The sequence below is a fragment of the Donghicola tyrosinivorans genome (assembly GCF_003003355.1).
Lineage (GTDB): Bacteria > Pseudomonadota > Alphaproteobacteria > Rhodobacterales > Rhodobacteraceae > Donghicola > Donghicola tyrosinivorans.
This window is the reverse complement of sequence record NZ_PVTQ01000003.1, coordinates 1-23,745: the sequence shown is the minus strand read 5'-3', so window position 1 is coordinate 23,745 and position 23,745 is coordinate 1. Positions and strand designations below refer to the sequence as shown.

Here is a 23,745-nt window from a genome sequence, read left to right as displayed (position 1 = left end):
GTGTCCCGCCGACGCAGATACGGGGCTTCGCGGGCTTTCACAATAGCCATTTTGTCGCTATAGCGCCGCTTGAGACCCCAAATACGACGCTCCGTGTCTTCTATAGGAAACTTCCCCCATGTATGTGGCAACGCTTCTGACAAATCCCGCCAATCCTGCGCTCCAGCCTGTGCTGGTCGATTCGCTGCGCAACGCATGGGGCGGCGGCGACATCCAGTGGCTGGCGCCCGATGTTGCAGCCGAGTTTGCCTTGGACACTTTGCCCGATAACCAGTGGGACGTTTGGGCGGACCTACAGGACCAAGGCGTTGATCTTGTGATCCTGCCCGTCGAAGGTCGCCGCAAGAAGATGCTGCTGGCGGATATGGACAGCACCATGATCCAGCAGGAATGCATTGATGAGCTGGCCGATGAGGCGGGTGTTGGCGAGCGTGTGAAAGATATCACGGCCCGCGCTATGAACGGCGAGCTGGACTTTGAAGGAGCCCTGACCGAGCGTGTGTGCCTGCTGAAAGGTCTGCCCGAGAACGTGATCGACAAGGTTCTGGCCGAGCGCATCACATTCATGCCCGGCGGGCGGGAATTGCTGGCCACCATGAAGGCGCAAGGCGGCTACTGCGCGCTGGTCTCGGGCGGATTTACCGCCTTCACAGCGAAAGTGGCTGCAGAACTGGGCTTTGACGAAAATCGTGCCAATACGCTGATCGCCGCAGATGGCGCACTGACCGGCGATGTGGGCCGCCCGATTCTGGGCCGCGAAGCCAAGGTGCAGGCGCTGGAAGAAATCTCGGCCCGTCTTGGCATCACCGAGGCTGATGTGGTCGCCGTCGGAGATGGGGCGAACGATCTTGGCATGTTGGGCCGCGCGGGCTTTGGTGTTGCCCTGCACGCGAAACCCTCGGTCGCGGCGCAATGCGATATCCGCATCAACCACGGTGACCTGACGGCGCTGCTTTATATTCAGGGCTACAGCCGCGACGAATTCGTCGCCTAAGGGCTGCACTTCATTCAGATCAATGCGAATCACGCGTGACCGGCTAGGCTGGCCACGCGTTTTTCATTTGCTCAGGTCATTTCTGAAGGAAGCATCAATGCCCAAATTTCTCTTCGTTTATCACGGGGGCGAACAGCCCGGATCGCCCGATGAAGCGGTCAACACCATCAAGGCATGGAACCGCTGGGTCGCCCATCATCCAGGCGTCTGGATCGACGAAGGCTTTCCGGTCGGCCAGTCCCACACGGTTTCAGTCAGCGGCACGGTCCCGAACGGCGGCGCGAATCCCACGATGGGGATTTCGGTGATCGAGGTTCCGACCCTGCAAGAGGCGCTGGATATCGCCAGCGGCTGTCCGATGATCGCGATGGGCGGCTCGGTCGAGGTGGCCGAGGCCCATGAGATCCCCGAAATCAGTGGGCGTGAATAAATAAAACCTGTGCGGGCGCGACCAGCGCCCGCTCCGCTGGATTAAGACAGCTGGCTCAGGACAACAGATGCGCGGCGGGGCGGATGATGCCGGTCTCGATCCCGCGCCAGTTCTTTTGCACTGCGTTCATGCGCTTCAGCACTGCTGGATCATTGGCATCCAGAATTCCCAGCCGCACCATCAGCGCCGCAATCGCGCATTCCGCGCCGCGGGTACCGCCATCCACCACTTTCAGCGCGATGCCGAAGCCGGTTTCGGGAATCATCCCCACGAAGACCGCCTCTGCGCCGGTCTTCAGCGCGGCGCGGCCCGCTGCCGCACCCATCAACTCTGTGCAGGCGCGTCCTGTGCCCGCCACCAGTTCGGGGTGAGTGATCATGGCCTGCACCAGACGGCTCTGGGCTTCGGCCCGCACGCCGCTACGGGTATGGGCGCTGGCAAAGGACGCCATCGCCCGCGCTAGCCCGTGAACACTGGTCGCGAAATTCGGGGCCGAGCATCCGTCGATGCCATAGCAGGGGCTGTCCATGGCCGTGACCTCTTCAAAGGCCGTCTTACAGGCGGTTTGGACCGGATGATCCACCTCAACATACTCGGCCCCCGCACCAAGGTGCCGGTTCAGGGTCAAAAACCCTGCGTGTTTCCCCGAGCAGTTGTTGTGCAATTGGCAAGGCGCCTCTCCGTTCAACAAAAGCGTTCTTCGGGTTTCTGAATGCGAGGGTTGCTGGACGCCGCAGCGAAAATCGTTTTCGCTCAGGCCCAGTCCTTCGATCCAGTCGGCCACGCGGGTGGTGTGCTGCGCCTCGCCGCTGTGAGAGGCACATGAAAGCGCAAGTTGCGGAACACCAAGGCCCGCCGCGTCTGCGGCGCCGGATTCCACAAGGGGCAAAGCCTGAATCATCTTGGCCGAACTGCGGGGGTAGATGATGGTATCAGGGTTGCCACAGGACCATACGATCTGGCCTGAACTGTCGCAGATAACCGCATGACCCGTATGAAGGCTTTCCAAAAGGTCGCCGCGCCACAGTTCGGCCAGAGGGGCAGGATTTGACATAGGTTCACGTCTCCGTAGGGTCTTGGCAGAAAGCCGCCGTAGGGGCTTTATCCTGCATGATGTTTTACGTTACAGTCCGTCCGTCGAGATGAAAATGATCCCGTGGCACGAGGTGCCAAAACCTCGATATTCGGGATCACGGGAAGAGGCATGACAGCTCGGAGGCTGGACATATGAAGGCATTGGTTGCGCGTGGGCTTGCAGCTGCACTGGTATCGATGATCGCTGTAGGCGCATCTGCGCAAGAGACGTCGAACAATCAGGTTGCAGTGATGCAGGATTGGAACGTCTTTGAGGGACAGGACCCCCGCGAATGTTGGGCCGTTTCTGTGCCCAAAGAAACTGTAAACACGAAAGACGGTCGCGTCGTTTCGGTGTCGCGCGGTGAAATCCAGCTGATGGTGTTCTTCCGTCCTGCTCAAAGTGTTGCGCAGCAGGTTGCCTTTACCGGCGGCTATCCGTTCCGTGACGGCTCTGAAGTGGGTCTGACCGTGGATGGCACCAACTTCCCCATGTTCACCCAAGGTGAATGGGCATGGCCCGCGAACCCCGCAGATGACGCAAAGATCGTTGCCGCAATGAAGCGCGGCGCGAATGCGACTCTGGTGGGTGTGTCCAGCCGTGGTACCCAGACCAAAGACACTTTCTCGCTGACCGGCTTTACCGCTGCTGTCGACGACGCTCAAAAGCGCTGCGCCCAGTAATCAGCCAGACGCATACCTGACATGACAGGGGCCGGACGCAGGCGCGTTCGGTTCCTTTTGTGTTTTTCTAACGAATCCGCTATACGGCGCGCTCAGCCCAAAGGATGAACGCTCATGACGGCCTCTGCACCGATCACTCAAGACGTACTGACCATGCCCCGCAAACTGCCCGAGGGTGGCAAGACCAATCTGGTCGGCCTGACCCGCGACGGTCTGCGCGATGCGCTGCTGGCCATCGGCACGCCGGAAAAGCAGGCCAAGATGCGTGTGAACCAGATCTGGCAGTGGATCTATCAGTGGGGCGTGCGCGACTTTGACTCGATGACCAATCTGGCCAAGGGCTACCGCGCCCAGTTGGATGAGAATTTCGTCATCGAAATCCCCGAGGTGGTCAGCAAGCAGGTGTCTCTGGACGGCACCCGCAAGTATCTGGTGCGGATCGCGGGTGGCCATGAGGTAGAGGTGGTCTACATCCCCGAAACCGATCGCGGCACACTCTGCGTCAGCTCGCAGGTGGGCTGTACTCTGACCTGTTCGTTCTGTCATACCGGCACGCAGAAGCTGGTGCGCAACCTGACCGCGGGCGAGATCGTCGGCCAGATCATGATGGCCCGTGATGATCTGGGTGAATGGCCCAAACCCGGTGAGCCTGCGGGCGAACGTCCCCGTCTGCTGTCGAACATCGTTCTGATGGGCATGGGCGAGCCCCTGTATAACTTTGACAACGTTCGTGACGCGATGAAGATCGCTATGGATGGTGAAGGCATCAGCCTGAGCCGCCGCCGCATTACCCTGTCCACCAGCGGCGTTGTCCCCGAGATCGCCAAGACCGCCGAAGAGATTGGCTGTCTGCTGGCCGTCAGCTTTCACGCCACCACCGATGAGGTTCGCGACAAGCTGGTACCCATCAACAAAAAGTGGAACATCAAGGAACTGCTTGAGGCCCTGCGTGCCTACCCCAAGCTGTCCAACAGCGAGCGGATCACCTTTGAATACGTGATGCTGAAGGACGTGAACGATACCGACGCGGATGCCCGCCGTCTGGTCAAACTGATCCAGGGCATTCCCGCCAAGATCAACCTGATCCCCTTCAACGAATGGCCCGGCTCGCCCTACCAGCGTTCGGATTGGGAGCGGATCGAGAGCTTTGCCGACATCATCTACAAAGCCGGTTACGCCAGCCCAATCCGCACTCCGCGCGGTGAGGACATCATGGCCGCCTGTGGCCAGTTGAAATCGGCTACCGAACGCGCCCGCAAATCGCGCGCGCAGATCGAAGCCGAAACCAAAGCCGGTTAATCGGGAACCAAAAGCGCCTTTTGCCCGTTGATTGGGTAAAAGAGGCGCTTATGACGTTCGAATATACTCCCCTTCCTGTCCCCAGTGACCGCCGTGGCAATCCGCGCCGGATTGGCGTGGAGATTGAATTTGGCGGTCTGCCCGAAGACAAGGCCGCCCGAATTCTAGCCCGGACCTATGGTGGCCAAGCGCAGCTTGAAAAAGATCCGATCTGGGTTGTGGAAGGCAGCAGCCTTGGCGATTTCGAGGTCTATCTGGATATCTTCCTGCGCAACGCCGAGAAAAGCGCGCTGCGTGATTTGGGTCTGAAAGTGGGCCGCGAGGTGATCCCCGTCGAAGTGGTCACCGAGCCTTTGAGCTTTGATCAGATGAAGCAGTTGGATCGTGGCATTCATGCCCTGCGCGATGCTGGGGCCAAGGGCAGCGGTGACGGCGTTCTCTACGGGTTCGGCATCCACCTGAATGTGCAGTCTGAAGGTTCGGATGTGCACAGCATCCTGCGCCCCCTGATGGCTTTTGCGATGATCGAGGACTGGATGCGCAAGGCTATGCCCATTGACGGCTCGCGCCAGATCATCCCGTTTACCGAGGCCTATCCGACCCGTCTGGTCTCTGACCTGATCGATCTGGGCGAGGCGCCTTCGGCTGATCAGTTGGTCGAGACCTATCTGGCTCATTGTCCCGACCGGAACCGTGGGTTGGATATGCTGCCTTTGTTGATGGAGGCCTATCCGGACAAGGTCACCGCCATCCTTGGTGCCTCAAAAGCGAACGAGATTAACGCCCGTCCTACTTTTCACTTCCGCCTTCCGGATTGTCTGATTGATGATCCCGAATGGTCTTTGGCCAAGGAATGGCATCGTTGGTGGCTGGTCGAGAAGATCGCGTGTGATCCCGAATTGATGGCGCGTTTGCGAACCGAGTGGAAGGAAAACCACGGCAAGATCACCTTGCTTCGGAGCACTTGGGCGGATCGCTGCGGTGAGATTCTGGATGAGGCGGGGCTGGTCCCCGAGACCGCATGAGCCGACCTGTTATCGCAGTCACGACCTCGAACCGGTCTGGATGGCGGATATTCCCGTTGATTGCCTTGAACGTCTGGATTGCCGGAGGCCGCTCTGTGCGATGGGGTGCGGGGCGTGATGCGCCCTTGGATCAGGTGCACGGGGTGATCATTGGCGGCGGCGACGATATCTCGCCTGATCTTTATGGCGGCAAGATCGTCACCTCGGCCCGTTTGGACGCTGAAAGGGATGCGTTGGAGCGCGGTGTCGTCGAACGGTGTCAGAAGATCGGGATGCCGGTGATGGGGATTTGCCGTGGCAGCCAGATGATCAACGTCGCCCGAGGCGGCACGCTGCATCAGGATGCCTATGGGGTCTTTAAGGCCAGCAAGAAATACTACACCATCCTGCCCCGCAAAGAGGTTCTGGTTTGCGATGACACACGATTGGCGCATATTGCAGGGACAAAACCGATGACGGTAAACGCCCTGCATTCGCAGGCGGTTGATCGGGTGGGCGACGGTTTGCGGGTTGCGGCCCGCGATGAGGGCGGGATGATCCAAGCGGTGGAAAGCGTGACAGAGCCCTTTGCCTTGGGCGTCCAGTGGCATCCTGAGCATCTATTCTACGCCCGCCGCCAGCGCCGCCTATTCCGCGCGCTGGTTCGCGCCGCGCGGGCCTACCGCAAGGATTTGCGCCAGTTGAACGCGGTGGATCGTCAGCGCAGCATGGCAGAGTTGGAGATATTCTCCTGAGACGGCTCTGACTGCGTGTTTTGTCCGGGGGGATGAATGCGAGAACGGCGCGCTCTTGGCAAAGGGCGCGCCGTTTCAGGTATTTATGCCAAGATGAAATCAGGACTTGGCTTCGTAGTCTTCGATGATCGCGACGGCCTCGGCGGCGGTTTCCACATAGCGGAAGAGGTCGAGGTCTTCGGGGGCGATGGTGCCTGCGTCTTTCAGGGCGTCCCAGTTGATGATGTTTTCCCAGAACTCGCACCCGAAGAGCAGGATCGGAACCGGCTTCATGCGTTTGGTCTGGATGAGGGTCAGGGTCTCGAACAGTTCATCAAGGGTGCCGAAGCCGCCGGGGAAGATGGTGATGGCGCGGGCGCGCATCAGGAAGTGCATCTTGCGGACAGCGAAGTAGTGGAAGTTGAAGCTGAGTTCCGGCGTCACATAGGGGTTTGGTGCCTGTTCGTGGGGCAGCACGATGTTGAAGCCGATGGATTTGCCGCCAGCGTCATGGGCGCCAAGGTTGCCCGCCTCCATCACGCCGGGGCCGCCGCCGGTGGCGATGACGTTTTCGGTGCCGCCGGACTTTAGGGATTCCGCAGTCATCAGGCGGGCGAATTCGCGGGCCTCATCGTAGTAGTGCGAGAGTTCGGCCATTGCAGGGCTGCGGGCCATATCGCGCCGCTCGGGGCTGGGGATGCGGGCGCCGCCGAACATGACGATGGTGGACTGGACCTTCTGTTCAGCCAGGATCATCTCGGGCTTGAGAAGTTCCAGTTGCAGGCGCACGGGACGCAGGGCGTCATGCTTGAGAAAGTCCAGATCGTGGAAGGCCAGCTGGTAGGACGGCGATAGGGTTTGCGGGGTGCGCGGGACCCCCTCGGCCAGGCGGATGTCGCGTTCGGCGTCGGGTAGGGGGTTCTGGCGGTCGTCTTTCATAGGGCCCTCGGGTTGGTGTCTTGTCTTTATAGGTAGTTGTTTCGAAAGGTCTTTGCCAGTCGGGCGTGTAAAACATGTGACTTTCCCGTTCACAGTGCCGGATAAACGGGCTAAAAGCCGTCGAGTTTTGAACCTTTGACCCCGAGCCAAGGAGCCTGCCTATGTCCAACGCGCAGCTGGAAGCCGCCATTGAGGCGGCGTGGGAAACCCGCGACCAGATCACCCCTGCCACCACTGGCGAGACCCGTGAAGCGATCGAAGACACGCTGAACGCACTGGACAGTGGCACCCTGCGCGTGGCCGAGCGCCGCGAAAACGGTGACTGGCATGTGAACCAGTGGGCCAAGAAAGCGGTTCTGCTGGGTTTCCGCATCAAGGATATGGAAATTCAGGATGGCGGCCCGCAGGGCAGCGGCTGGTGGGACAAAGTTGACAGCAAATTCAAAGGCTGGGGCGAGAACCAGTGGAAAGCTGCTGGCTTCCGCGCTGTTCCCAACTGTGTTGTCCGCAAGTCCGCCTTCATCGCCCCCGGCGTGGTGCTGATGCCGTCTTTCGTGAACCTTGGCGCCTATGTGGGCGAAGGCACGATGGTGGACACTTGGGCGACCGTTGGTTCGTGCGCACAGATCGGTAAGAACGTGCACCTGTCCGGTGGTGTTGGCATCGGCGGCGTTTTGGAGCCCATGCAGGCGGGTCCGACCATCATCGAAGACAACTGCTTTATCGGTGCTCGTTCCGAGGTCGTCGAAGGCTGCATCATCCGCGAAGGCTCGGTCCTTGGCATGGGTGTTTACATCGGCCAGTCGACCAAGATCGTTGACCGCGAAACCGGTGAAGTGATGTACGGCGAAGTGCCGCCTTACTCGGTTGTCGTTTCGGGCAGCATGCCTTCGAAGAACGGCATCAACCTGTACTGTGCGGTGATCGTGAAGCGCGTGGATGAAAAGACCCGCAGCAAGACCGGCATCAACGAGCTGCTGCGCGACTGATCCGATCCGGCGATCAGGCCAAGATAATAGGGGCGGGCCGGTGTGGTCCGCCCTTGCCCGTTTCACCCATATCAGAGGCATTCCATGACCGACGAGACCCAGACCCCTGAAGGCACCCCCAAGGCGGAAAAGCCCAAAAAGGAAAAGCGTCCCCAGCAGGTCTATACCCTTGTGATCGAGGTGGGCCGCAAGAAGGGCGACGGATTGCCCAAGGGCGCGACCGGCGCGGCGCTGATGTGCTATGCCAGCGGCGTGGATGAGGCCGAGGCCGTGCGCGAAACCGTTCTGATCCTGAAGCAGGCCGATCTGGCCCCGCTGGATGTGACCGGTTACGGCACCTTGAAAGAGCGTGAAGAGCAGGGCCACGAGATTGACGAGCATGAGCGCGAACTGATGCAGCGCGCTCTGGATGAGAACTCGGTCATCATCGCGCAGATGGACCCGTTCTTCGACTAAGCATGGGATTGCATGCGCCCCCCTGTTCTTGGGGGCGATTTGCGGTAAGAGTGGCCCTCTGAAAGGAGCCACCCCATGTCCGATACTTGCCCCGTACAATTGACCGCTGATCTGATCCGCTGCCCTTCGGTGACACCCGAAGAAGGCGGTGCGCTGGTTTTGCTTGCTGATCTGCTGGAAGGCGCAGGGTTCGAGTGCACTCGGGTGGATCGGAATGGTACGCCGAACCTGTTTGCCCGCTGGGGGGCTAAGGGGGCGCGGACGCTTGGCTTTAACGGGCATACGGATGTGGTGCCGATTGGTGATCGGGCAGACTGGAAACACGACCCCTTTGGCGCGGAAAGCGTGGACGGGATCATGTTTGGTCGTGGCGCTTGCGATATGAAATCGGGCGTGGCTGCCTTTGCTGCAGCCGCCGTGGATTTCGTGAAATCCAGCCCGCCTGATGGGGCGATTGTCCTGACCATTACCGGTGATGAAGAAGGCCCCGCCCATGACGGCACCGTTGCCTTGCTGGACTGGATGGACAGCCATGGCGAGGCGATGACCGACTGTCTGGTGGGCGAACCCACTTGTCCCAATGAGATGGGCGAGATGATCAAGATTGGTCGTCGCGGGTCGCTGACAGCCAAGTTCACCGTGATTGGACAGCAGGGCCACGTGGCCTATCCCCATCGCGCCAAGACGCCGATGTCGCCTATGGTGCGCCTGATGGATCGTCTGGCAAGCCATACGCTGGATGAGGGGACTGACCACTTTGACCCCTCGACCCTACAAATTACCACGATTGATACGGGCAATGCGGCGACCAACGTGATCCCCAATCAGGTGAAGGCCACGGTCAATATCCGCTTCAACGATGCCCACACGGGCGACAGCCTGATCGCGTGGCTGCGGTCCGAGGCTGACCGTGTGGCCTCCGAATTCGGGGTTGAGGTGCAGATGAGCACCAATATCTCGGGCGATAGCTTTGTGACCCAGCCGGGCCCGTTCAGCGCGATGATCGTGGATGCGGTCAAGGCGGTGACGGGGCGCGTGCCGGAACTCAGCACCTCGGGCGGGACATCGGATGCGCGGTTCATCAAGAACCATTGCCCTGTGGTCGAATGCGGCCTTGTGGGGCAGTCGATGCATCGCGTCGATGAATTCGTGGTCGAGGATCACATCCGCCAGCTCAAAGACATCTACAGCCGCATTCTGAAGGACTACTTCGCATGAGCATCGTGATCACCCGCACCGATGATCTAGAGGCCTGCATGGCCCTGCGCTTTACCGTCTTTGTGGATGAACAGGGCGTCCCCGCTGAGATTGAGCGGGACGAATATGACGCTGTCGCCACGCATCTCTTGGCCACCATTGATGGCAAGCCGATGGGCACAGCGCGGATCGTGGCCAAGGGCGACACGGGCAAGATCGGCCGCGTTTGCGTGCTGCCTGCCGCGCGTGGCACCGGTCTTGGCGCGGCGCTGATCCGCGCCTGTCTGGATGAGATGGCGGATGATCCGCAGATCACGCAGGCTATGCTTGGGGCGCAGACCAGCGCCATCGGCTTTTATGAAAAGCTGGGGTTTGTGCCCGAAGGCGATGAATTCGATGACGCCGGCATCCCGCATTTGATGATGCGCAAGACGCTCTGACGGATTGTGAATGACGCCGCGCTTTGCCTGTGGTACGGCGCGGTTATGAAGCAAATGCCCTCAAAAGCCGAAATCCTTGAATGGATCGAGGCGCACCCGACCCTCTCGAACAAACGTGACATTGCCAAAGCCTTTGGCATCAAAGGGGCTGGCCGGATCGAACTCAAGCTGATCTTGCGACAGTTGGAGGACGAAGGGCATCTGCAAAAGCGCAAGAAATCCTATCGCGATCCCGACATGCTGCCGCCTGTCAGCGTCTGCCAGATGCTGGAGGCCGATATTGATGGCGACCAGTTCTGTAAGCCGTTGGAATGGCACGGAGAAGGCCCCGAGCCGGTCCTGCTGTACATCCGCCGCCAGACCGATCCGGCGCTGGGGGCAGGGGACCGTATCCTTGCCAAGCTGACCGCCATTCGTGGGCAGGATCACCACTATGAGGCCCGACTGATCCGCAAGATCGGCAGCAATGCGCAGCGCCTTCTTGGGGTGTTCAAGCAGACCTCTGAAGGGGGCCGCATTCTGCCTATCGACAAGGGCAGCGACAAGGAATGGCTGGTGCCTGCGGGCCTGACCGGCGGTGCAAAGGATGGCGAGTTGGTCGAGGCCGAATCTGCTGGACCCGCCCACCGCATGGGTCTGCCCAAGGCGCGGATCGTGGAACGGCTGGGTGATCCCAGCGCGCCTAAGGCGGTGTCCCTGATCGCGATCCACCAGCACGGCATCCCCGACGCCTTCCCCGATAAGGTGATGGAAGAGGCTGACGCCCACAAACCTGCAGGCCTCAAAGGGCGCGAAGACCTGCGCGATCTGCCACTTGTTACGATCGACCCTGCCGATGCCCGCGACCACGATGACGCCGTTTGGGCCTATCGGGATGAGAACCCCCAGAACAAGGGCGGCTTCGTCTTGTGGGTCGCCATTGCGGACGTGGCCCACTACGTCACGCCCGGCTCTGCGCTGGACCTTGAGGCGCGCAAACGCGGGAACTCCAGCTACTTCCCCGACCGCGTGGTGCCGATGCTGCCGGATCGTTTGTCCGGTGATCTGTGCTCGCTGCACGAAGGGGTGCCGCGTGCCTGTATCGCGTGCGAAATCCGGATTGACGCCAACGGCAAGAAGATCGGCCACCGCTTTGTGCGGGGGATTATGCGCTCTCAGGCGTCGCTGACCTATGAGCAGGCGCAGGCGGGCCGTGACGGCAATCCTGATGAGCAGACCACGCCCCTGATGGATGAGGTGATCAACCCGCTCTTTGATGCCTATGAGGCGCTGAAGACCGCCCGCAATGATCGCCAGCCGCTGGATCTGGACCTGCCCGAACGCAAAGTAGTTCTGGGCGATGACGGCAAAGTGCAGTCTATCACCATGAAGGACCGCTTTGACGCCCATAAGCTGATCGAAGAGATGATGGTTCTGGCCAACGTCTGCGCTGCCGAGACGCTGGAGAAAAAGAAAACTCCGCTGCTGTTCCGCGTCCACGAAGAGCCCCCCGCCGACAAGCTGGAAGCTCTGCGCGAAACCGCAGCCGAGGCAGGCTATACGCTGGCCAAAGGTCAGGTTCTGCAAACCCGCCACCTGAACCGTCTGCTGAAAGCGGCGGCTGGGACCGATGATGCGGAACTGATCAACCTTTCGACCCTGCGGTCGATGACACAGGCCTACTATAGCCCTGAAAACTTTGGCCACTTTGGTCTGGCGCTGCTGAAATACGCGCATTTTACCTCGCCCATCCGCCGCTATGCGGACCTGATCGTCCATCGCGGCCTGATCAGTGCCCACGGTTGGGGCAAGGACGGCCTCAGCCCTGAAGATATCGAGCGTCTGGACACCACCGCGACGCATATCTCGGAAACCGAGCGGCGCTCGATGATGGCAGAACGGGACACCACCGACCGCTATCTGGCCGCGTACCTGTCCGAGCGTGTCGGGGCCGAGATGAGCGGCCGCATCAGCGGTGTTGCCCGTTTCGGGGCCTTCGTGAAGCTGGATGAAACCGGTGCGGATGGTCTGCTGCCGATCCGAACCTTGGGCCGCGAATTCTTTGTCCATGACGCGGAAAGCCAGACCCTGATGGGGTCCGAGACCGGCATGCTGATCGGAATTGGCCAGCGCGTCACCGTTCGCATCGCCGAAGCAGTCGCCGTGACCGGTGGCCTGACGCTGGAACTGCTAGAGATCGAAGGCAAGCCGTTGCCCCGTGGCCGTGGCCCCCGTTCGAACAAGCCCCATAAGCGTAAACTGGTGAAGGCCAAGCGCAAGAAGGACCGGATTGACCGCAAGGTCTCGCGCAAGCGTAGCGCCCGCGATTAAGCGGGCATGATCGCCTCTCGCACGCGGGCGATGTAGTCCATCAGGGCCGCATCCCCGCGCACCCGCGCCCGCAGGGGCGTTTCCACCGGCAAATGGCTGATCGCCCCCAAAACCGCCAGACAGGCGGCGTCAGCGGCTGTCACCGTCTCTCCCAACACAAAGGGCTGGTCCCCGCGCAGATCGCTGAGGGCGCGTAGTTCGTGGCTGACAATGGCCATCCGCTCGGCATCGGTCATGCGGGTCAGACCTTCGGCGGCCAAGCCGCGCACCACCTGCCGCCGCACCATCGCACCCACAAGATGACGGACAGGGCCGGGGACATCGGCAAAGAACGCCTCGCGGCAAATGGGCCACGCATGTTTCGTGGCCCAACGGTCATGGACCAGCGCCTTGAGGGGCATATCCTCGATCATCCGCATCACCGCTTGCCCCGTCGCACGGGCCGCAGGGCCAAGGCCCGCGTAAAAATCGGCACCACGGGCCTCAAGCGCCGCTTGGATCAAGTGGCTGTCGGCGATCATCTGACCGTTAATCTGGGCCACAGGCACTTTGCCGTGGGGCATGGCGCGGGGATTAAGGATATTCTCGCGCTGCCAATCGGCGTTCGCCATCTTCAACAGATAAATCACCTTGGTGCAGAACGGGCTTACAGAGGGTTCGGTCAGACCGGGCGAAAAGGCGAAAAGCGTAATCATTAAGGCATCCTGCTGAAATCCATTGGCACTATGGCACAGGTGCCCGCGCCTCTGGTGCCTTAAGATCAGGCAAACCTGCGAAACGCGCAAAATCGGCAAGCTCTTGCGCAAAGAAATGACAGTTCCGTCAGGCAGCCTTTCCAGACCTTTGTGATAGCCCCCAAATCGGTCTAAACTTACACGAAACATACAAGAGCAGGATCAACCGGAATGACCACAGGCACGCGCACCGGAATGCTGTCGTTTGCACTCTTGTTGGGTGCATCCTCTGCTTTTGGGTTAGAGGCGCCAGAGCGTCCGCGTCTGCGCCCCACCAATCTGCCCCAGACGCAGGTGGCAGAGCTGGCCACACTTCGCTACAGTCCGCTGGCCGTTAGGCCCATCGCCCGCCCCGCCATCGCTAAAAAGTCCGAGATCCCGTCTGCCATGAATATCGCCTCCAACTCCGGTTTTGATCAGTGGCTGGTCGGCTTCCACGCCCGTGCGAAAGCGAAGGGTATTTCCGATGCGACCCTGAACAACGCCTTTCGCGGCGCGGGCTATCTGCCATCGGTGATCGAGAAAGACCGAAACCAGTCCGAGTTCACCAAGACCCTCTGGGACTATTTGGACAGCGCCGCATCAGATGCACGGATCAAGAACGGCAAAGCCGCTCTGCGCAAACACGCAAGTACTCTTGATGCGATCGAGGCGCGTTACGGCGTCGACAAAGAAGTCGTTGCAGCGGTTTGGGGACTGGAAAGCGCCTACGGCACCTTTCGCGGCAATATCGATGTGGTCAGCGCATTGGCCAGCCTTGCCTACGAAGGCCGCCGCGGCGCTTTTTTCGAAGAGCAACTGATCGCTGCCCTACAGATTTTGCAATCGGGCGATGTTGCTCCCCGCAATATGACCGGCTCTTGGGCGGGTGCGATGGGGCACACCCAATTCATCCCGACCAGTTATCTGGCCTATGCTGTCGATTTCACCGGCGATGGCCGCCGCGATATCTGGAGCGATGATCCCACAGACGCGCTGGCCTCAACCGCCGCGTATCTGGCGCGATTTGGCTGGGTAAAAAGCATGCCTTGGGGCGTTGAGGTCAAATTGCCAAGCGATTTCGACTACACACAAGCCAATCGCAAGATCACACACATGCCGAGCGATTGGGCGCGCCGCGGTGTCACAGATATAAACGGAAAGCCCGTCGCAGATTTTGGCTCGGCCTCGATCCTCCTACCCGCCGGAGCCGATGGCGCGGCTTTTATGATCTTCAAGAACTTTGACGTGATCGAGCGCTACAACACCGCTGATGCCTATGTGATCGGCGTCGGCCACCTGAGTGATCGTCTGAAAGGCGGTAGCCCCATTCAGGCCAACTGGCCCCGAGGCGACCGTGCCCTGACCTTTTCTGAGCGCGAGGAACTGCAAGACCGCCTTACCCGCGCGGGCTTTAGCACTCAGGGCGTTGATGGGCGGATCGGTCCGAATACGATCAACGCGGTGCGCAATTACCAACGTAGCAAGGGTCTGGTGCCGGATGGCTACCCGTCTCTGCGACTCTTGAAAAAACTGCGCTGATTGCGCCCGTGAATTTTGAGTATTTGAGCAATAAAGAAGCAGCAGATCCGCACTTCTTTATTGCTCAAATACTCAATTCCATCGGCGCCGCCAGAGGACCGATTTTAAATGATCTCGTCCTCGTCGAACATCGGGGCGGCCAAAAGGTCGGCGTTGATCTGTTCGATGGTTTCTTCCCCTTTGGCGGGGCGGGCGATTTGAGCGATGTGGTAAAGGGCGTCGCCTTCATTCACCACAGGCATGACGGCGCGGCCGACGATGATGCCGCCGTCCTCGGCTCGGACCTCGGCTTCGATCTCGCCGAAGGGATCGGCCACGACACCTAGAATATCGCCTTCGACCACCACTTCACCCTGCTGCTTGTAGGGCCTGAAGAGGCCGCCGATGGGGGCGCGGGACCATCCGGATGAGGTCGAGATCAGTGGGGTCGCTTTGGAATGGGGCACACCCCGTTTGGCGATCATGTTCTTATGGTGCAGGACGCGCAGGATACCGGCAACGCCGTTCCGGACGGCGATCTCGTCAAATCTTAAGCCTTCGCCTGCCTCATACAGCAGCATTTCTACGCCGCGATCTTGGGCCACGCCGCGCAGCGAGCCGTCGCGCAGCTTGGAACGCATGATGACCGGAGCGCCGAAGACCTGCGCCAGTTCCAGCAGGTGAGGCCGACCGGCCGAGATACGGATCTGGGGCAGGTTGGTTCGGTGGATGGCGGCCGAGTGCAGGTCAATCCCCAGATCGCAGCGCAGGACCACCTCGTTCAAGAAGATATGAGCCAGTCGCCCTGCCAGCGAGCCGGTGGGGTGGCCCGGAAAACTGCGGTTTAGATCGCGCCGGTCGGGCAGGTAGCGCGACCGGTTCAGAAAGCCGAAGGCGTTGACAATCGGAATGACCATCAGGGTGCCTGCTAACCGGTTCAGAGCTGGTGCGCGCAGCAGGCGACGGACAATCTCGACCCCTATGACTTCGTCCCCGTGGACGCCTGCGCTGACGAACATCGTGGGGCCGGGGCGGCTGCCGTGGATCACGTGGACCGAGAGATTCACTGGCGTATGGTCCGATTGAACGCTGACAGGAAGGGCGACGGTCCGGCGTGTCCCTGCGGGAATCAGATGATCGCCAATCGAAAAGGGGCTGGGGCGGTTCATTTTGGTCACTTTCTTGCGTGAAGACCATCTTTCACATGCTTTGTGCAGGGGGAAGCCCTTTTCCACAGGCCCTGTTTCGGCTACACCCCGCGCCGTAATGTAACGGAGGACCCGATTATGGGCTATAAGGTCGTCGTCGCTGGCGCCACGGGCAATGTGGGCCGCGAAATGCTGAATATCCTGGCCGAGCGCCAGTTTCCTGTCGATGAACTGGCTGCGCTGGCAAGCCGCCGCAGTCTCGGCACTGAAGTAAGCTTTGGCGACAAGACAGTCACTACCCAGGATATCGAGCAATTCGATTTCGCGGGTTGGGACATTGCTCTGTTCGCAATCGGGTCGGATGCGACCAAGAAATACGCCCCCATCGCGGCGGCGGCTGGCTGTATCGTGATCGATAACAGCTCGCTCTACCGTTATGACCCCGACGTGCCGCTGGTGGTTCCGGAAGTGAACCCCGAGGCCGTAGACGGTTACGCCAAAAAGAACATCATCGCGAACCCCAACTGCTCGACCGCGCAGATGGTTGTGGCGCTGAAGCCCCTGCATGACCGCGCCAAGATCAAGCGCGTTGTTGTCAGCACCTACCAGTCGGTGTCGGGCAGCGGCAAAGAGGCGATTGACGAGCTTTGGGATCAGACCAAGGGCATGTACGTCCCCGGTCAGGAGAAAGAGCCTAAGGTCTACCCCAAGCAGATCGCCTTCAACGTGATCCCGCAGATCGATGTGTTCATGGACAGCGGCGACACCAAAGAAGAATGGAAGATGGTCACCGAGACCAAGAAGATCGTGGATCCCTCGATCAAGGTCACGGCTACCTGCGTGCGCGTTCCTGTGTTCGTTGGCCACTCGGAATCGATCAACATCGAGTTTGAAGAGTTCCTGGACGAAGACGAAGCCCGTGACATCCTGCGCGAAGCGCCCGGTATCATGGTGATCGACAAGCGCGAGCCCGGTGGCTACGTGACCCCGATCGAATGCGTTGGTGACTATGCGACCTTCATCAGCCGCATCCGTCAGGACGTGACCATCGAGAACGGCATCAACCTGTGGTGCGTTTCGGACAACCTGCGCAAAGGCGCGGCGCTGAACGCGGTTCAGATTGCCGAGACACTGGGCAAGCGGGTTCTGAAAAAGGGCTAAGCCCTTGGCCGGACTTGGCCCTGACAGTTTCAAAAGGCGCAGCTTTCCGGCTGCGCCTTTTTTGTTCCGTGCATCCTTGCATGGTCCGTGATTGCAGGTCTGTAGCGGAACGTTTTGGCGCGCCGGTTGGTTGGCAGGGCATATCAACCGCGAGGAAAAAGCTATGACTTTCAAGACCTTTGTGACCACGGCCACCGTTGCTCTCTTGCCGGTGGCAGGTTTTGCGGCCAGCGAAGCGGCCCTGATCAATTCGACGGGCAATCCGGTCATGTATAATGCGCCCGACAGCACCAATACGCCTGTGGCATTGATGGATACGGGCATTCCCGGCACACGCCACCTGATTGTGGACGCGCGTATGTGCGAACGGGACAAGCCCAATGTGATTGACTGGGCCGCCAACACCGAAGGTTATGCCGCGATGGCGGTGCCCACACTTCCCAGCAATGTTCCCGACGACTGCTCGCAGCAGAACCCGGAAGTTGTATCGGGCCTGTCGAACAATTTCGCCACGCAGGAACTTGCCGACACGATCGCGCTTGATATCTGCAACGCCTCGCTTCTGGAAGGATATGGCGAATGCACCATCATCGCGCGCGTCAGCGATAGCTGATCGCAGCACTCACCGCCTTGTTGTTGGGAAAGGGGTCGGCGCTGTCCGGCCCTTTTTTCATGGGTTCTGGGGCCTTGGGGTAGAGAATCAGTGCTCTGGGGCCGTGATATGGCAGCGCTGACGTAACGGCACGAGGTGCCAAAACATTAGCGCGCAAAAGGATGATCTTAGGTGTGGGTTTGCCCGCGCAGTACGTACGTTCGTGTGTTGGCACACACCAAATAACAATCAAAATATCCCAAGGGTCAGAGATACCCCAAAGGCCACTGCCTGTATCCTAAGAACGTTACAAGCACTTGGGGGTGCAGACGATGTTAGAACAAATTAAGCAGGCTGTATTTTCCGGGGGGTATGCAGCACTTGGTGGGAAGGCCGTAAAAAGTGCCATGTCCCAGAAAGATGCCCGCGCTATCGCCAAGCGGGCCAATGTCAGCCGGAACGAAATTGAAAAGCTGTTCCGGCAGGAATTGAACCTGCACAGCACGTTGCAGCGCCGCGCAAGTTCCTGAAAGCTTAAGCCGGTTTAGACCGGCTTAAAGCTATCGTCTTCAGGCGCGTAATATTCCAGCGAGCCTTCGCCGATATCCGTCCACAGACCGTGCAGCGAAAGTTCGCCTTCTTCGACCGCTTTTGCGACGAAGGGGAAGGTCATCAGATTTTCGAGCGAAACCAGTACTGCCTTCTTTTCGAGTGCGCGTAGCTGCTCGGTCTCGGTCGGCAGATTCATGGCATCGACCTGCGCATAGCCGGGGCGCAGGATGTCCATCCAGCGGCCGACAAAGCTGGTGGTCTCTTCCAGTTCGGGGGCGGTGCCATTGCACATGTGCAGGCAGCCCTGCACGCCGCCACAGCTGGAGTGGCCCAGAATAATCAGATGTGAAACCTTCAGCGCGGTGACCGCGTATTCCACAGTCGCCGAGGTGCCGTGGTGATCGCCATCGGGCTCATACGGGGGCACAAGGTTGGCCACGTTGCGGTGAATGAAGAATTCGCCCTGATCGGCTCCGAAGATCGACGTGACATGGACGCGAGAATCGCAGCACGAAATTACCATGGCGCGGGGGCGTTGGCCTTCGTTGGCAAGACGGCGGTACCAAGCCTGGTTTTCGCTGTATGTCGTTGCGCGCCAGCCCTCATATCTTTGTACCAGATATCCCGGAAGCGGTTTTGCGTGCTTCATTCATCGTCCTCCTAGCCAAATTTGAACGTGGATACCCCGCAATTTAAGGAATTGCGAGGAGATTTAAACGTTTGGATTCAAGGGGGAGCTAACCAAGGTCGCGATGTCGCATGAAATGTAATGTAATCTTACAGATAAAGGCGAATAGTCAGTTCGATCCAAAGATACTCCTTACGTATGTTGGGCTTTGTAATTGGTATGAGTGCAATTTACGTGCCGCGTACTTACGGTATCTTCACCCTCGTTGGGCCTATTGCCTGCCAGATCGTTCACACCAGATCGAAGGCGCTCATCCCGTCTGCAAGGACCGGAGAGCCGACCTGAGGTGAGCACATCGGTTAGACGTTTGTCATTTGGGGGAGTGGCATGGTGTCAAACCAGATGTGTCAGACAGGCAGTGCAGCAATCCCGATCCGTCCATCCGGACGGGAGTAAACTGACCCCGGTCCCCGAAAGGCGGATCAGAAGAAACGGAGAGCGTGCGATGAACGCTGAGAACAATAACTCCAAGCGCATTCTGATGATCGATGATCATCAGCTGATGCTGGACGTCCTGATGCGCTATTTCAACTCGGCGCTTGATGCAGTGGTTGATACCGCGTCCGATCTGGATGCGGCTTTGGATCTGGTGGATGAGAACAGCTATGATCTGATCCTGCTGGACTACAACCTGCCCGGCGTGTCGGGTCTGACCGGCCTGAACAAGATCCTTGAGCGTTCGGCAAATACGCCTACTGCGATCATTTCGTCCGATCTGCCGCGTGAGGCGATCTATGACGCGATGTCTATGGGGGCCAAGGGCTATATCCCCAAAACCAGCCGCGCCGAAGCCTTCGCCAACGCGATCCGCTTTCTGCTAATGGGGGAAACCTTCCTGCCGGCGGAATTCTTCACCCGCAAGGTCGAGCCCAAGAAGCCCCGTATCGAAAACCTCTCGGCCCGAGAAAGCGATGTGCTGCTTTTGGTGGCCGAAGGGCGCTCGAACAAGGACGTGGCCAATGAGCTGGGTCTGAGCGAGACCACCGTGAAGATGCACCTGCGGTCGATCTACTCGAAAATCGGCGTGGACAACCGCACGCAGGCCGCTCTTTGGGCGAACCAGCGTAAGGTGTGATCGGCGCGGGCTTGCGGTCGCTGCGTGGCAGAGTAGGCTCTGCCACAAGACCGCAACTAGGAGCCCGCTATGACATTGGAATTTGCGCCCGATACCGCTGACGCCCTGCCGCTTTACGCGATCGAGGGCGAGGCGCTGGACAATTTCGTTGAGACAACTTTGACGCCCGCTCAGGCCATCTGGGTTCGGGCGTCTTCGTTTTCAGGCGGGATCGGTCAGGCGCTGATGGTGCCGGGGCCAGACGGTGCCCCTGCGTTGGCACTGGTGGGTTATGGCAGTGCCGCTTCGCGGGCACGGGGCCGGTTCCATCTGGCGGCGGCGGTGCCGTCTTTGGCCGCTAAGGTGTTTCGCTTGGCGGGCGGTATCCCCGAAGATCAGTTGGAACAGGAATGCTTGGGTGCTTTGCTGACCACCTACCGGTTTGACCGCTACAAGGATCAGGCGCCCCTTGGCGCGATGCTGGTTGCGCCTGAAGGTGTGGACGCCGCCCGCGTCGAACGCATGGCCCGCGCCGAGGCGCTGACCCGCGATCTGATCAACACCCCCGCCAGCGATATGGGCCCGATCCAGCTAGAGGCTGCAGCCACGGCTTTGGCCAACGCGCACGGCGCGAAAATCGACGTGACTGTCGGCGAGGCGCTGCTGGAAAAGAACTTTCCCATGATCCACGCGGTGGGTCGCGCCGCCGAACAGGCCCCGCGTCTGATCGATATCCGCTGGGGCAAGGTGGGGCCAAAACTGACCTTGGTGGGCAAAGGCGTGTGCTTTGATACGGGTGGTCTGAACCTCAAGCCCGGCGCATCGATGGGGCTGATGAAAAAGGACATGGGCGGCTCGGCCACGGTGCTGGGTCTGGCCGAGCTGATCATGGCCAGCGGCTGGCCCGTGCAGTTACGCGTCCTGATCCCCGCGGTCGAGAATGCGGTGGCGGGCAATTCTTTCCGTCCCGGTGATATCCTGACCGCCCGCAATGGCCTGACGGTCGAGATCAACAACACCGACGCCGAAGGGCGCTTGGTGCTGGCCGATGCCTTGGCCTTGGCGGCAGAGGAAAGCCCCGATCAGATCATCAGTATGGCGACCCTGACAGGGGCGGCCCGTGTGGCTGTCGGCCCCGATCTGGCGCCGTTCTACACCGATGACGCAGGCTTCGCCGCCGCCCTGACCGAGGCTGCGCCCAAGATGGCCGACCCCGTGTGGCAGATGCCTTTCCATGCCCCGTATGAGAGCATGATTGAACCCGGTATTGCTTATCTGGACAATGCTCCGTCAGGTGGTTTTGCAGGTTCGATAACCGCCGCCCTTTTCCTGCGCCGCTTCGCGGGGCAGGGCCACTATGCCCATTTCGATATTTACGGCTGGTGCCCGTCGCCGCTGCCTGCCCGCCCCAAAGGCGGCGTTCAGCAGGGGGCACGCGCGCTGTTCGCGGCGCTGCCCAAGGCTCTGGGCCTATGACCGACCGCAGACGTCTGGCCAGCACCGGCCAAACCGCCCTGCGCAGCCTTATGGGGCAGGTTGAGGGCGTGAGTTTTGTCGATGGTACACCTGCGCGGATCACCGCGCCGGTCGCCGATCTGCACCCCGCGCCCGATCACCCGAAACGGGACCGTCAGGTGCTGTATGGGGCCGATGTGACGGTGATTGAGGTCCAAGCCGACATGAGCTTTGTTCAGGCCCACAGCGATGGCTATGTGGGCTGGGTGCGCAGCGATGCGCTGGGTGCGCCTGCGATCACCAGCCACACGATCTGCGTTCCGGCCAGCCACGCCTATAGCGCGGCGGATTTAAAATCGCCCGAGGTCATGGCTCTGTCCCACGGCAGCCGCCTGCAAATCACGGGGGCCGAAGGGGCGTTCTTTCAAACCTCTGAAGGCTGGTTCGTGCCGCGCCCGCATATCCGGCCCGCGAACAAGCCGATGACCGATCCGGCGACCGTGGCGCAGCTTTTCTTTGGCGTGCCTTATCTGTGGGGTGGTAACAGCGTTTGGGGGATTGATTGCTCTGGTCTGGTGCAGGCCGCCTTCCGCGCTTGCGGGATCGACTGCCCCGGTGACAGCGATATGCAAGAGGCCGAACTGGGCGATCTGCTGGACCCGAAAGAGCCCCTTCAAAGAGGCGATCTGCTGTTCTGGAAGGGCCACGTGGCCATGATGGTGGACGCAGATGTTCTGATCCACGCCAATGCCAGCACCATGTCCGTGGCCTATGAGCCGCTGGACAGCGCGATCTTCCGCATCGGCTCTCAGGGGGACGGACCGGTGACCAGCCGCCGCAGGGTCACTCGACCGCTTTGATCAGCTTGCGCTCTAGCACCCGCAGGACACCGCGCAGATCATGACCGCGTTTCAGGATCTGCCCGTCCATCCCGATCACTGAATACATCCCTTGCCGGTTACGTAACTTGGGGCGTTTCTCGATCCGGTAAAGCGGGTGCTCGGCGGTGCGACGAAAAACTGAAAAGATCGCCGCTTCGCGCAAATGGGACAGCCCGTAATCGCGCCACTCTCCGGCGGCGACCATGCGGCCGTATAGGGAAAGGATCGCGCCCAACTCATGGCGGTCAAAGGCCACCTGTTCGGGCATGTCCGTGACATTCGGGGGCGATTGCATGTTCATTCTTAAAGAGTTGCGCCGCGCGGGGCGCAAATCAAGACATTCTTAGGACAGTTTCACGAAATCGCCGCAAGCCCGCCTTTGATTGGCCGTTCTGCGCCGCGAAAACATGATCTAGCGACATCGCTAAAGCCCCGGTATCTGATCATTCCTTCCCCCAGAGGAAACCAGGTACCGGGACTGCATTGCCTGATTACTGGCAGTACATGTTGATGATGGTGCCGTTGCCGTCATAGAAAATGTTCAGGCGCAGGGGCTGGTAGTCTTCGGTCATGATGTCGTTCATGCCCAAGACGCGGACAGGGCCGCTGACCTTGGTCGCGTCAAATTCGGACACCGGCGTTCCCAGTAGATGGCGGTACTCTTCCGAATGGCAGCTGTCGGCCTGAATATTGGCCTCCTCGACCGAGGTATCGACGCCGATCACCTCTTCCGTGGCAGAACATGCTGCAAGTGTCGCGAAAGCTGCGAAAATTATCGCTTTTTTCATATTAATTCCTTTCGACTTCCCATTGCATGGCGGGGAAACATACCCCTACGTTACACCCACAGATTAGGTGAGGAATTTCTGAATGCAAACCCGCGCAGCGGTGGCTTTGGCCCCCGGAAAACCATTGGAAATCATGACCGTAAACCTCGAAGGCCCGAAAGCGGGCGAGGTTCTGGTTGAAATCAAGGCGACCGGCATTTGCCACACGGACGAATTTACCCGCTCTGGCGCGGACCCCGAAGGGCTGTTCCCGTCCATTCTGGGCCATGAAGGCGCAGGCGTTGTGATTGAGGTGGGCGAAGGCGTGACCACCCTGAAACCCGGCGATCACGTGATCCCGCTGTATACGCCCGAGTGCCGCGAATGCCCTAGCTGTCTGTCGGGCAAGACCAACCTGTGCACCGCGATCCGCAATACCCAAGGTCAGGGCCTGATGCCCGATGGCACCACCCGTTTCAGCATGCTGGATGGCACTCCGATCTATCACTACATGGGCTGCTCGACCTTTGCGCAGCACACTGTGATGCCGGAAATCGCGCTGGCGAAGGTCCGCGATGACGCGCCCTTCGACAAGATTTGCTACATCGGCTGCGGCGTCACCACCGGCATCGGCGCGGTGATCAACACGGCAGGGGTCGAGAT

At 60.0% G+C, this 23,745-nt stretch carries 26 protein-coding genes; 19 read left to right on the top strand and 7 right to left on the bottom strand.

Translation table 11 applies throughout. The annotated features are described in order from the left end of the window. The first annotated feature begins 118 nt into the window (after nucleotides 1–118). Together serB and CLV74_RS04900 are read left to right on the top strand one after the other, a co-directional pair. Complete coding sequence (gene serB, locus CLV74_RS04905) at nucleotides 119–994, top strand: phosphoserine phosphatase SerB (RefSeq protein WP_106263118.1); 876 nt, start codon at nucleotides 119–121, stop codon at nucleotides 992–994. Nucleotides 995–1,091: 97 nt separating this feature from the next. Then, the gene (locus tag CLV74_RS04900) at nucleotides 1,092–1,424 is read left to right on the top strand and encodes a YciI family protein (protein ID WP_106263117.1); all 333 of its coding nucleotides are present in this window, start codon (nucleotides 1,092–1,094) and stop codon (nucleotides 1,422–1,424) included. 55 nt (nucleotides 1,425–1,479) lie between these two features. On the opposite strand, the gene CLV74_RS04895 is transcribed toward CLV74_RS04900, so the two are convergent. After that, nucleotides 1,480–2,478 (bottom strand): asparaginase, encoded by a 999-nt coding sequence (locus tag CLV74_RS04895; RefSeq protein ID WP_106263116.1) that lies wholly within the window; start codon nucleotides 2,476–2,478, stop codon nucleotides 1,480–1,482. A 173-nt stretch (nucleotides 2,479–2,651) separates the two neighbouring features. Between CLV74_RS04895 and CLV74_RS04890 the strand changes: the two genes are divergently transcribed. The 4 genes from CLV74_RS04890 (at nucleotide 2,652) to CLV74_RS04875 (ending at nucleotide 6,240) form a co-directional block, all read left to right on the top strand. Continuing rightward, on the top strand, nucleotides 2,652–3,182 hold the full coding sequence (locus CLV74_RS04890; RefSeq protein ID WP_106263115.1) for an invasion associated locus B family protein: 531 nt from the start codon (nucleotides 2,652–2,654) through the stop codon (nucleotides 3,180–3,182). A gap of 114 nt (nucleotides 3,183–3,296) precedes the next feature. Beyond that, complete coding sequence (gene rlmN / locus CLV74_RS04885) at nucleotides 3,297–4,481, top strand: dual-specificity RNA methyltransferase RlmN (protein WP_106263114.1); 1,185 nt, start codon at nucleotides 3,297–3,299, stop codon at nucleotides 4,479–4,481. 50 nt (nucleotides 4,482–4,531) lie between these two features. Continuing rightward, nucleotides 4,532–5,506: an amidoligase family protein gene (locus tag CLV74_RS04880; RefSeq protein ID WP_106263113.1), complete on the top strand. Its 975-nt coding sequence runs from the start codon at nucleotides 4,532–4,534 to the stop codon at nucleotides 5,504–5,506. After that, on the top strand, nucleotides 5,503–6,240 hold the full coding sequence (locus tag CLV74_RS04875; RefSeq protein ID WP_106263112.1) for a gamma-glutamyl-gamma-aminobutyrate hydrolase family protein: 738 nt from the start codon (nucleotides 5,503–5,505) through the stop codon (nucleotides 6,238–6,240). The genes CLV74_RS04880 and CLV74_RS04875 overlap by 4 nt, the downstream gene beginning before the upstream one ends. Before the next feature lie 99 nt (nucleotides 6,241–6,339). Here the strand turns inward: CLV74_RS04875 and CLV74_RS04870 are convergent, their stop codons facing one another. Then, nucleotides 6,340–7,158 carry an LOG family protein gene (locus CLV74_RS04870; RefSeq protein ID WP_106263111.1) on the bottom strand — a complete coding sequence of 273 codons (819 nt, stop codon included), beginning with the start codon at nucleotides 7,156–7,158 and terminating at the stop codon, nucleotides 6,340–6,342. 161 nt (nucleotides 7,159–7,319) lie between these two features. On the opposite strand from CLV74_RS04870, the gene dapD reads away from it, so the two are divergent. The 5 genes from dapD (at nucleotide 7,320) to rnr (ending at nucleotide 12,550) form a co-directional block, all read left to right on the top strand. Beyond that, a complete protein-coding gene (gene dapD / locus CLV74_RS04865) occupies nucleotides 7,320–8,147 on the top strand; it encodes a 2,3,4,5-tetrahydropyridine-2,6-dicarboxylate N-succinyltransferase (RefSeq protein ID WP_106263110.1) in 828 nt (275 codons plus the stop codon). A gap of 84 nt (nucleotides 8,148–8,231) precedes the next feature. Further along, nucleotides 8,232–8,603, top strand: coding sequence for a hypothetical protein (locus tag CLV74_RS04860; RefSeq protein WP_106263109.1), 372 nt, complete (start codon nucleotides 8,232–8,234; stop codon nucleotides 8,601–8,603). Between the two features lie 75 nt (nucleotides 8,604–8,678). Next, nucleotides 8,679–9,821, top strand: coding sequence for a succinyl-diaminopimelate desuccinylase (dapE, locus tag CLV74_RS04855; protein WP_106263108.1), 1,143 nt, complete (start codon nucleotides 8,679–8,681; stop codon nucleotides 9,819–9,821). Beyond that, complete coding sequence (locus CLV74_RS04850) at nucleotides 9,818–10,240, top strand: GNAT family N-acetyltransferase (protein ID WP_106263107.1); 423 nt, start codon at nucleotides 9,818–9,820, stop codon at nucleotides 10,238–10,240. Before dapE ends, CLV74_RS04850 begins: the two co-directional genes overlap by 4 nt. A 45-nt stretch (nucleotides 10,241–10,285) precedes the next feature. Beyond that, nucleotides 10,286–12,550 (top strand): ribonuclease R, encoded by a 2,265-nt coding sequence (gene rnr / locus CLV74_RS04845; RefSeq protein WP_106263106.1) that lies wholly within the window; start codon nucleotides 10,286–10,288, stop codon nucleotides 12,548–12,550. Here the strand turns inward: rnr and CLV74_RS04840 are convergent. After that, complete coding sequence (locus CLV74_RS04840) at nucleotides 12,547–13,245, bottom strand: glutathione S-transferase family protein (protein WP_170107985.1); 699 nt, start codon at nucleotides 13,243–13,245, stop codon at nucleotides 12,547–12,549. The genes rnr and CLV74_RS04840 overlap by 4 nt on opposite strands. A gap of 210 nt (nucleotides 13,246–13,455) precedes the next feature. On the opposite strand from CLV74_RS04840, the gene CLV74_RS04835 reads away from it, so the two are divergent. Further along, the gene (locus CLV74_RS04835; protein ID WP_106263104.1) at nucleotides 13,456–14,805 is read left to right on the top strand and encodes a lytic murein transglycosylase; all 1,350 of its coding nucleotides are present in this window, start codon (nucleotides 13,456–13,458) and stop codon (nucleotides 14,803–14,805) included. Between the two features lie 104 nt (nucleotides 14,806–14,909). On the opposite strand, the gene CLV74_RS04830 is transcribed toward CLV74_RS04835, so the two are convergent. Next, nucleotides 14,910–15,953, bottom strand: coding sequence for a succinylglutamate desuccinylase/aspartoacylase family protein (locus tag CLV74_RS04830; protein WP_106263103.1), 1,044 nt, complete (start codon nucleotides 15,951–15,953; stop codon nucleotides 14,910–14,912). Between the two features lie 117 nt (nucleotides 15,954–16,070). On the opposite strand from CLV74_RS04830, the gene CLV74_RS04825 reads away from it, so the two are divergent. The 3 genes from CLV74_RS04825 to CLV74_RS23355 all read left to right on the top strand — a co-directional run bounded on the left by CLV74_RS04825 (nucleotide 16,071) and on the right by CLV74_RS23355 (nucleotide 18,215). Beyond that, nucleotides 16,071–17,093 (top strand): aspartate-semialdehyde dehydrogenase, encoded by a 1,023-nt coding sequence (locus tag CLV74_RS04825; RefSeq protein ID WP_106263102.1) that lies wholly within the window; start codon nucleotides 16,071–16,073, stop codon nucleotides 17,091–17,093. A gap of 163 nt (nucleotides 17,094–17,256) precedes the next feature. After that, entirely contained in the window at nucleotides 17,257–17,706 is a 450-nt protein-coding gene (locus CLV74_RS04820; RefSeq protein WP_106263101.1) for a hypothetical protein, read from the top strand. A 386-nt stretch (nucleotides 17,707–18,092) separates the two neighbouring features. Continuing rightward, the gene (locus tag CLV74_RS23355; RefSeq protein WP_281260641.1) at nucleotides 18,093–18,215 is read left to right on the top strand and encodes a hypothetical protein; all 123 of its coding nucleotides are present in this window, start codon (nucleotides 18,093–18,095) and stop codon (nucleotides 18,213–18,215) included. Nucleotides 18,216–18,229: 14 nt separating this feature from the next. Here the strand turns inward: CLV74_RS23355 and CLV74_RS04815 are convergent, their stop codons facing one another. Continuing rightward, complete coding sequence (locus CLV74_RS04815) at nucleotides 18,230–18,886, bottom strand: carbonic anhydrase (protein WP_106263100.1); 657 nt, start codon at nucleotides 18,884–18,886, stop codon at nucleotides 18,230–18,232. A 484-nt stretch (nucleotides 18,887–19,370) separates the two neighbouring features. Here CLV74_RS04815 and CLV74_RS04810 point away from each other — a divergent pair, with 484 nt between their 5' ends. From CLV74_RS04810 to CLV74_RS04800, 3 genes are all read left to right on the top strand, one after another. Next, nucleotides 19,371–20,000, top strand: a complete 630-nt coding sequence (locus CLV74_RS04810; RefSeq protein ID WP_106263099.1) for a response regulator transcription factor — start codon at nucleotides 19,371–19,373, stop codon at nucleotides 19,998–20,000. A gap of 69 nt (nucleotides 20,001–20,069) precedes the next feature. After that, nucleotides 20,070–21,455 (top strand): leucyl aminopeptidase family protein, encoded by a 1,386-nt coding sequence (locus tag CLV74_RS04805; RefSeq protein WP_106263098.1) that lies wholly within the window; start codon nucleotides 20,070–20,072, stop codon nucleotides 21,453–21,455. Next, on the top strand, nucleotides 21,452–22,294 hold the full coding sequence (locus CLV74_RS04800; protein WP_106263097.1) for a C40 family peptidase: 843 nt from the start codon (nucleotides 21,452–21,454) through the stop codon (nucleotides 22,292–22,294). Before CLV74_RS04805 ends, CLV74_RS04800 begins: the two co-directional genes overlap by 4 nt. Here the strand turns inward: CLV74_RS04800 and CLV74_RS04795 are convergent. Together CLV74_RS04795 and CLV74_RS04790 are read right to left on the bottom strand one after the other, a co-directional pair. Then, on the bottom strand, nucleotides 22,278–22,616 hold the full coding sequence (locus CLV74_RS04795) for a DUF2794 domain-containing protein (protein ID WP_106263096.1): 339 nt from the start codon (nucleotides 22,614–22,616) through the stop codon (nucleotides 22,278–22,280). The two genes, CLV74_RS04800 and CLV74_RS04795, sit on opposite strands and share 17 nt — an antisense overlap. Nucleotides 22,617–22,806: 190 nt before the next feature. Then, entirely contained in the window at nucleotides 22,807–23,103 is a 297-nt protein-coding gene (locus CLV74_RS04790; protein ID WP_106263095.1) for an I78 family peptidase inhibitor, read from the bottom strand. A gap of 82 nt (nucleotides 23,104–23,185) precedes the next feature. On the opposite strand from CLV74_RS04790, the gene CLV74_RS04785 reads away from it, so the two are divergent. Next, nucleotides 23,186–23,745, top strand: a 560-nt coding sequence (locus tag CLV74_RS04785) for an alcohol dehydrogenase catalytic domain-containing protein (protein ID WP_170107984.1), incomplete at its 3' end; no start/stop codon positions are given.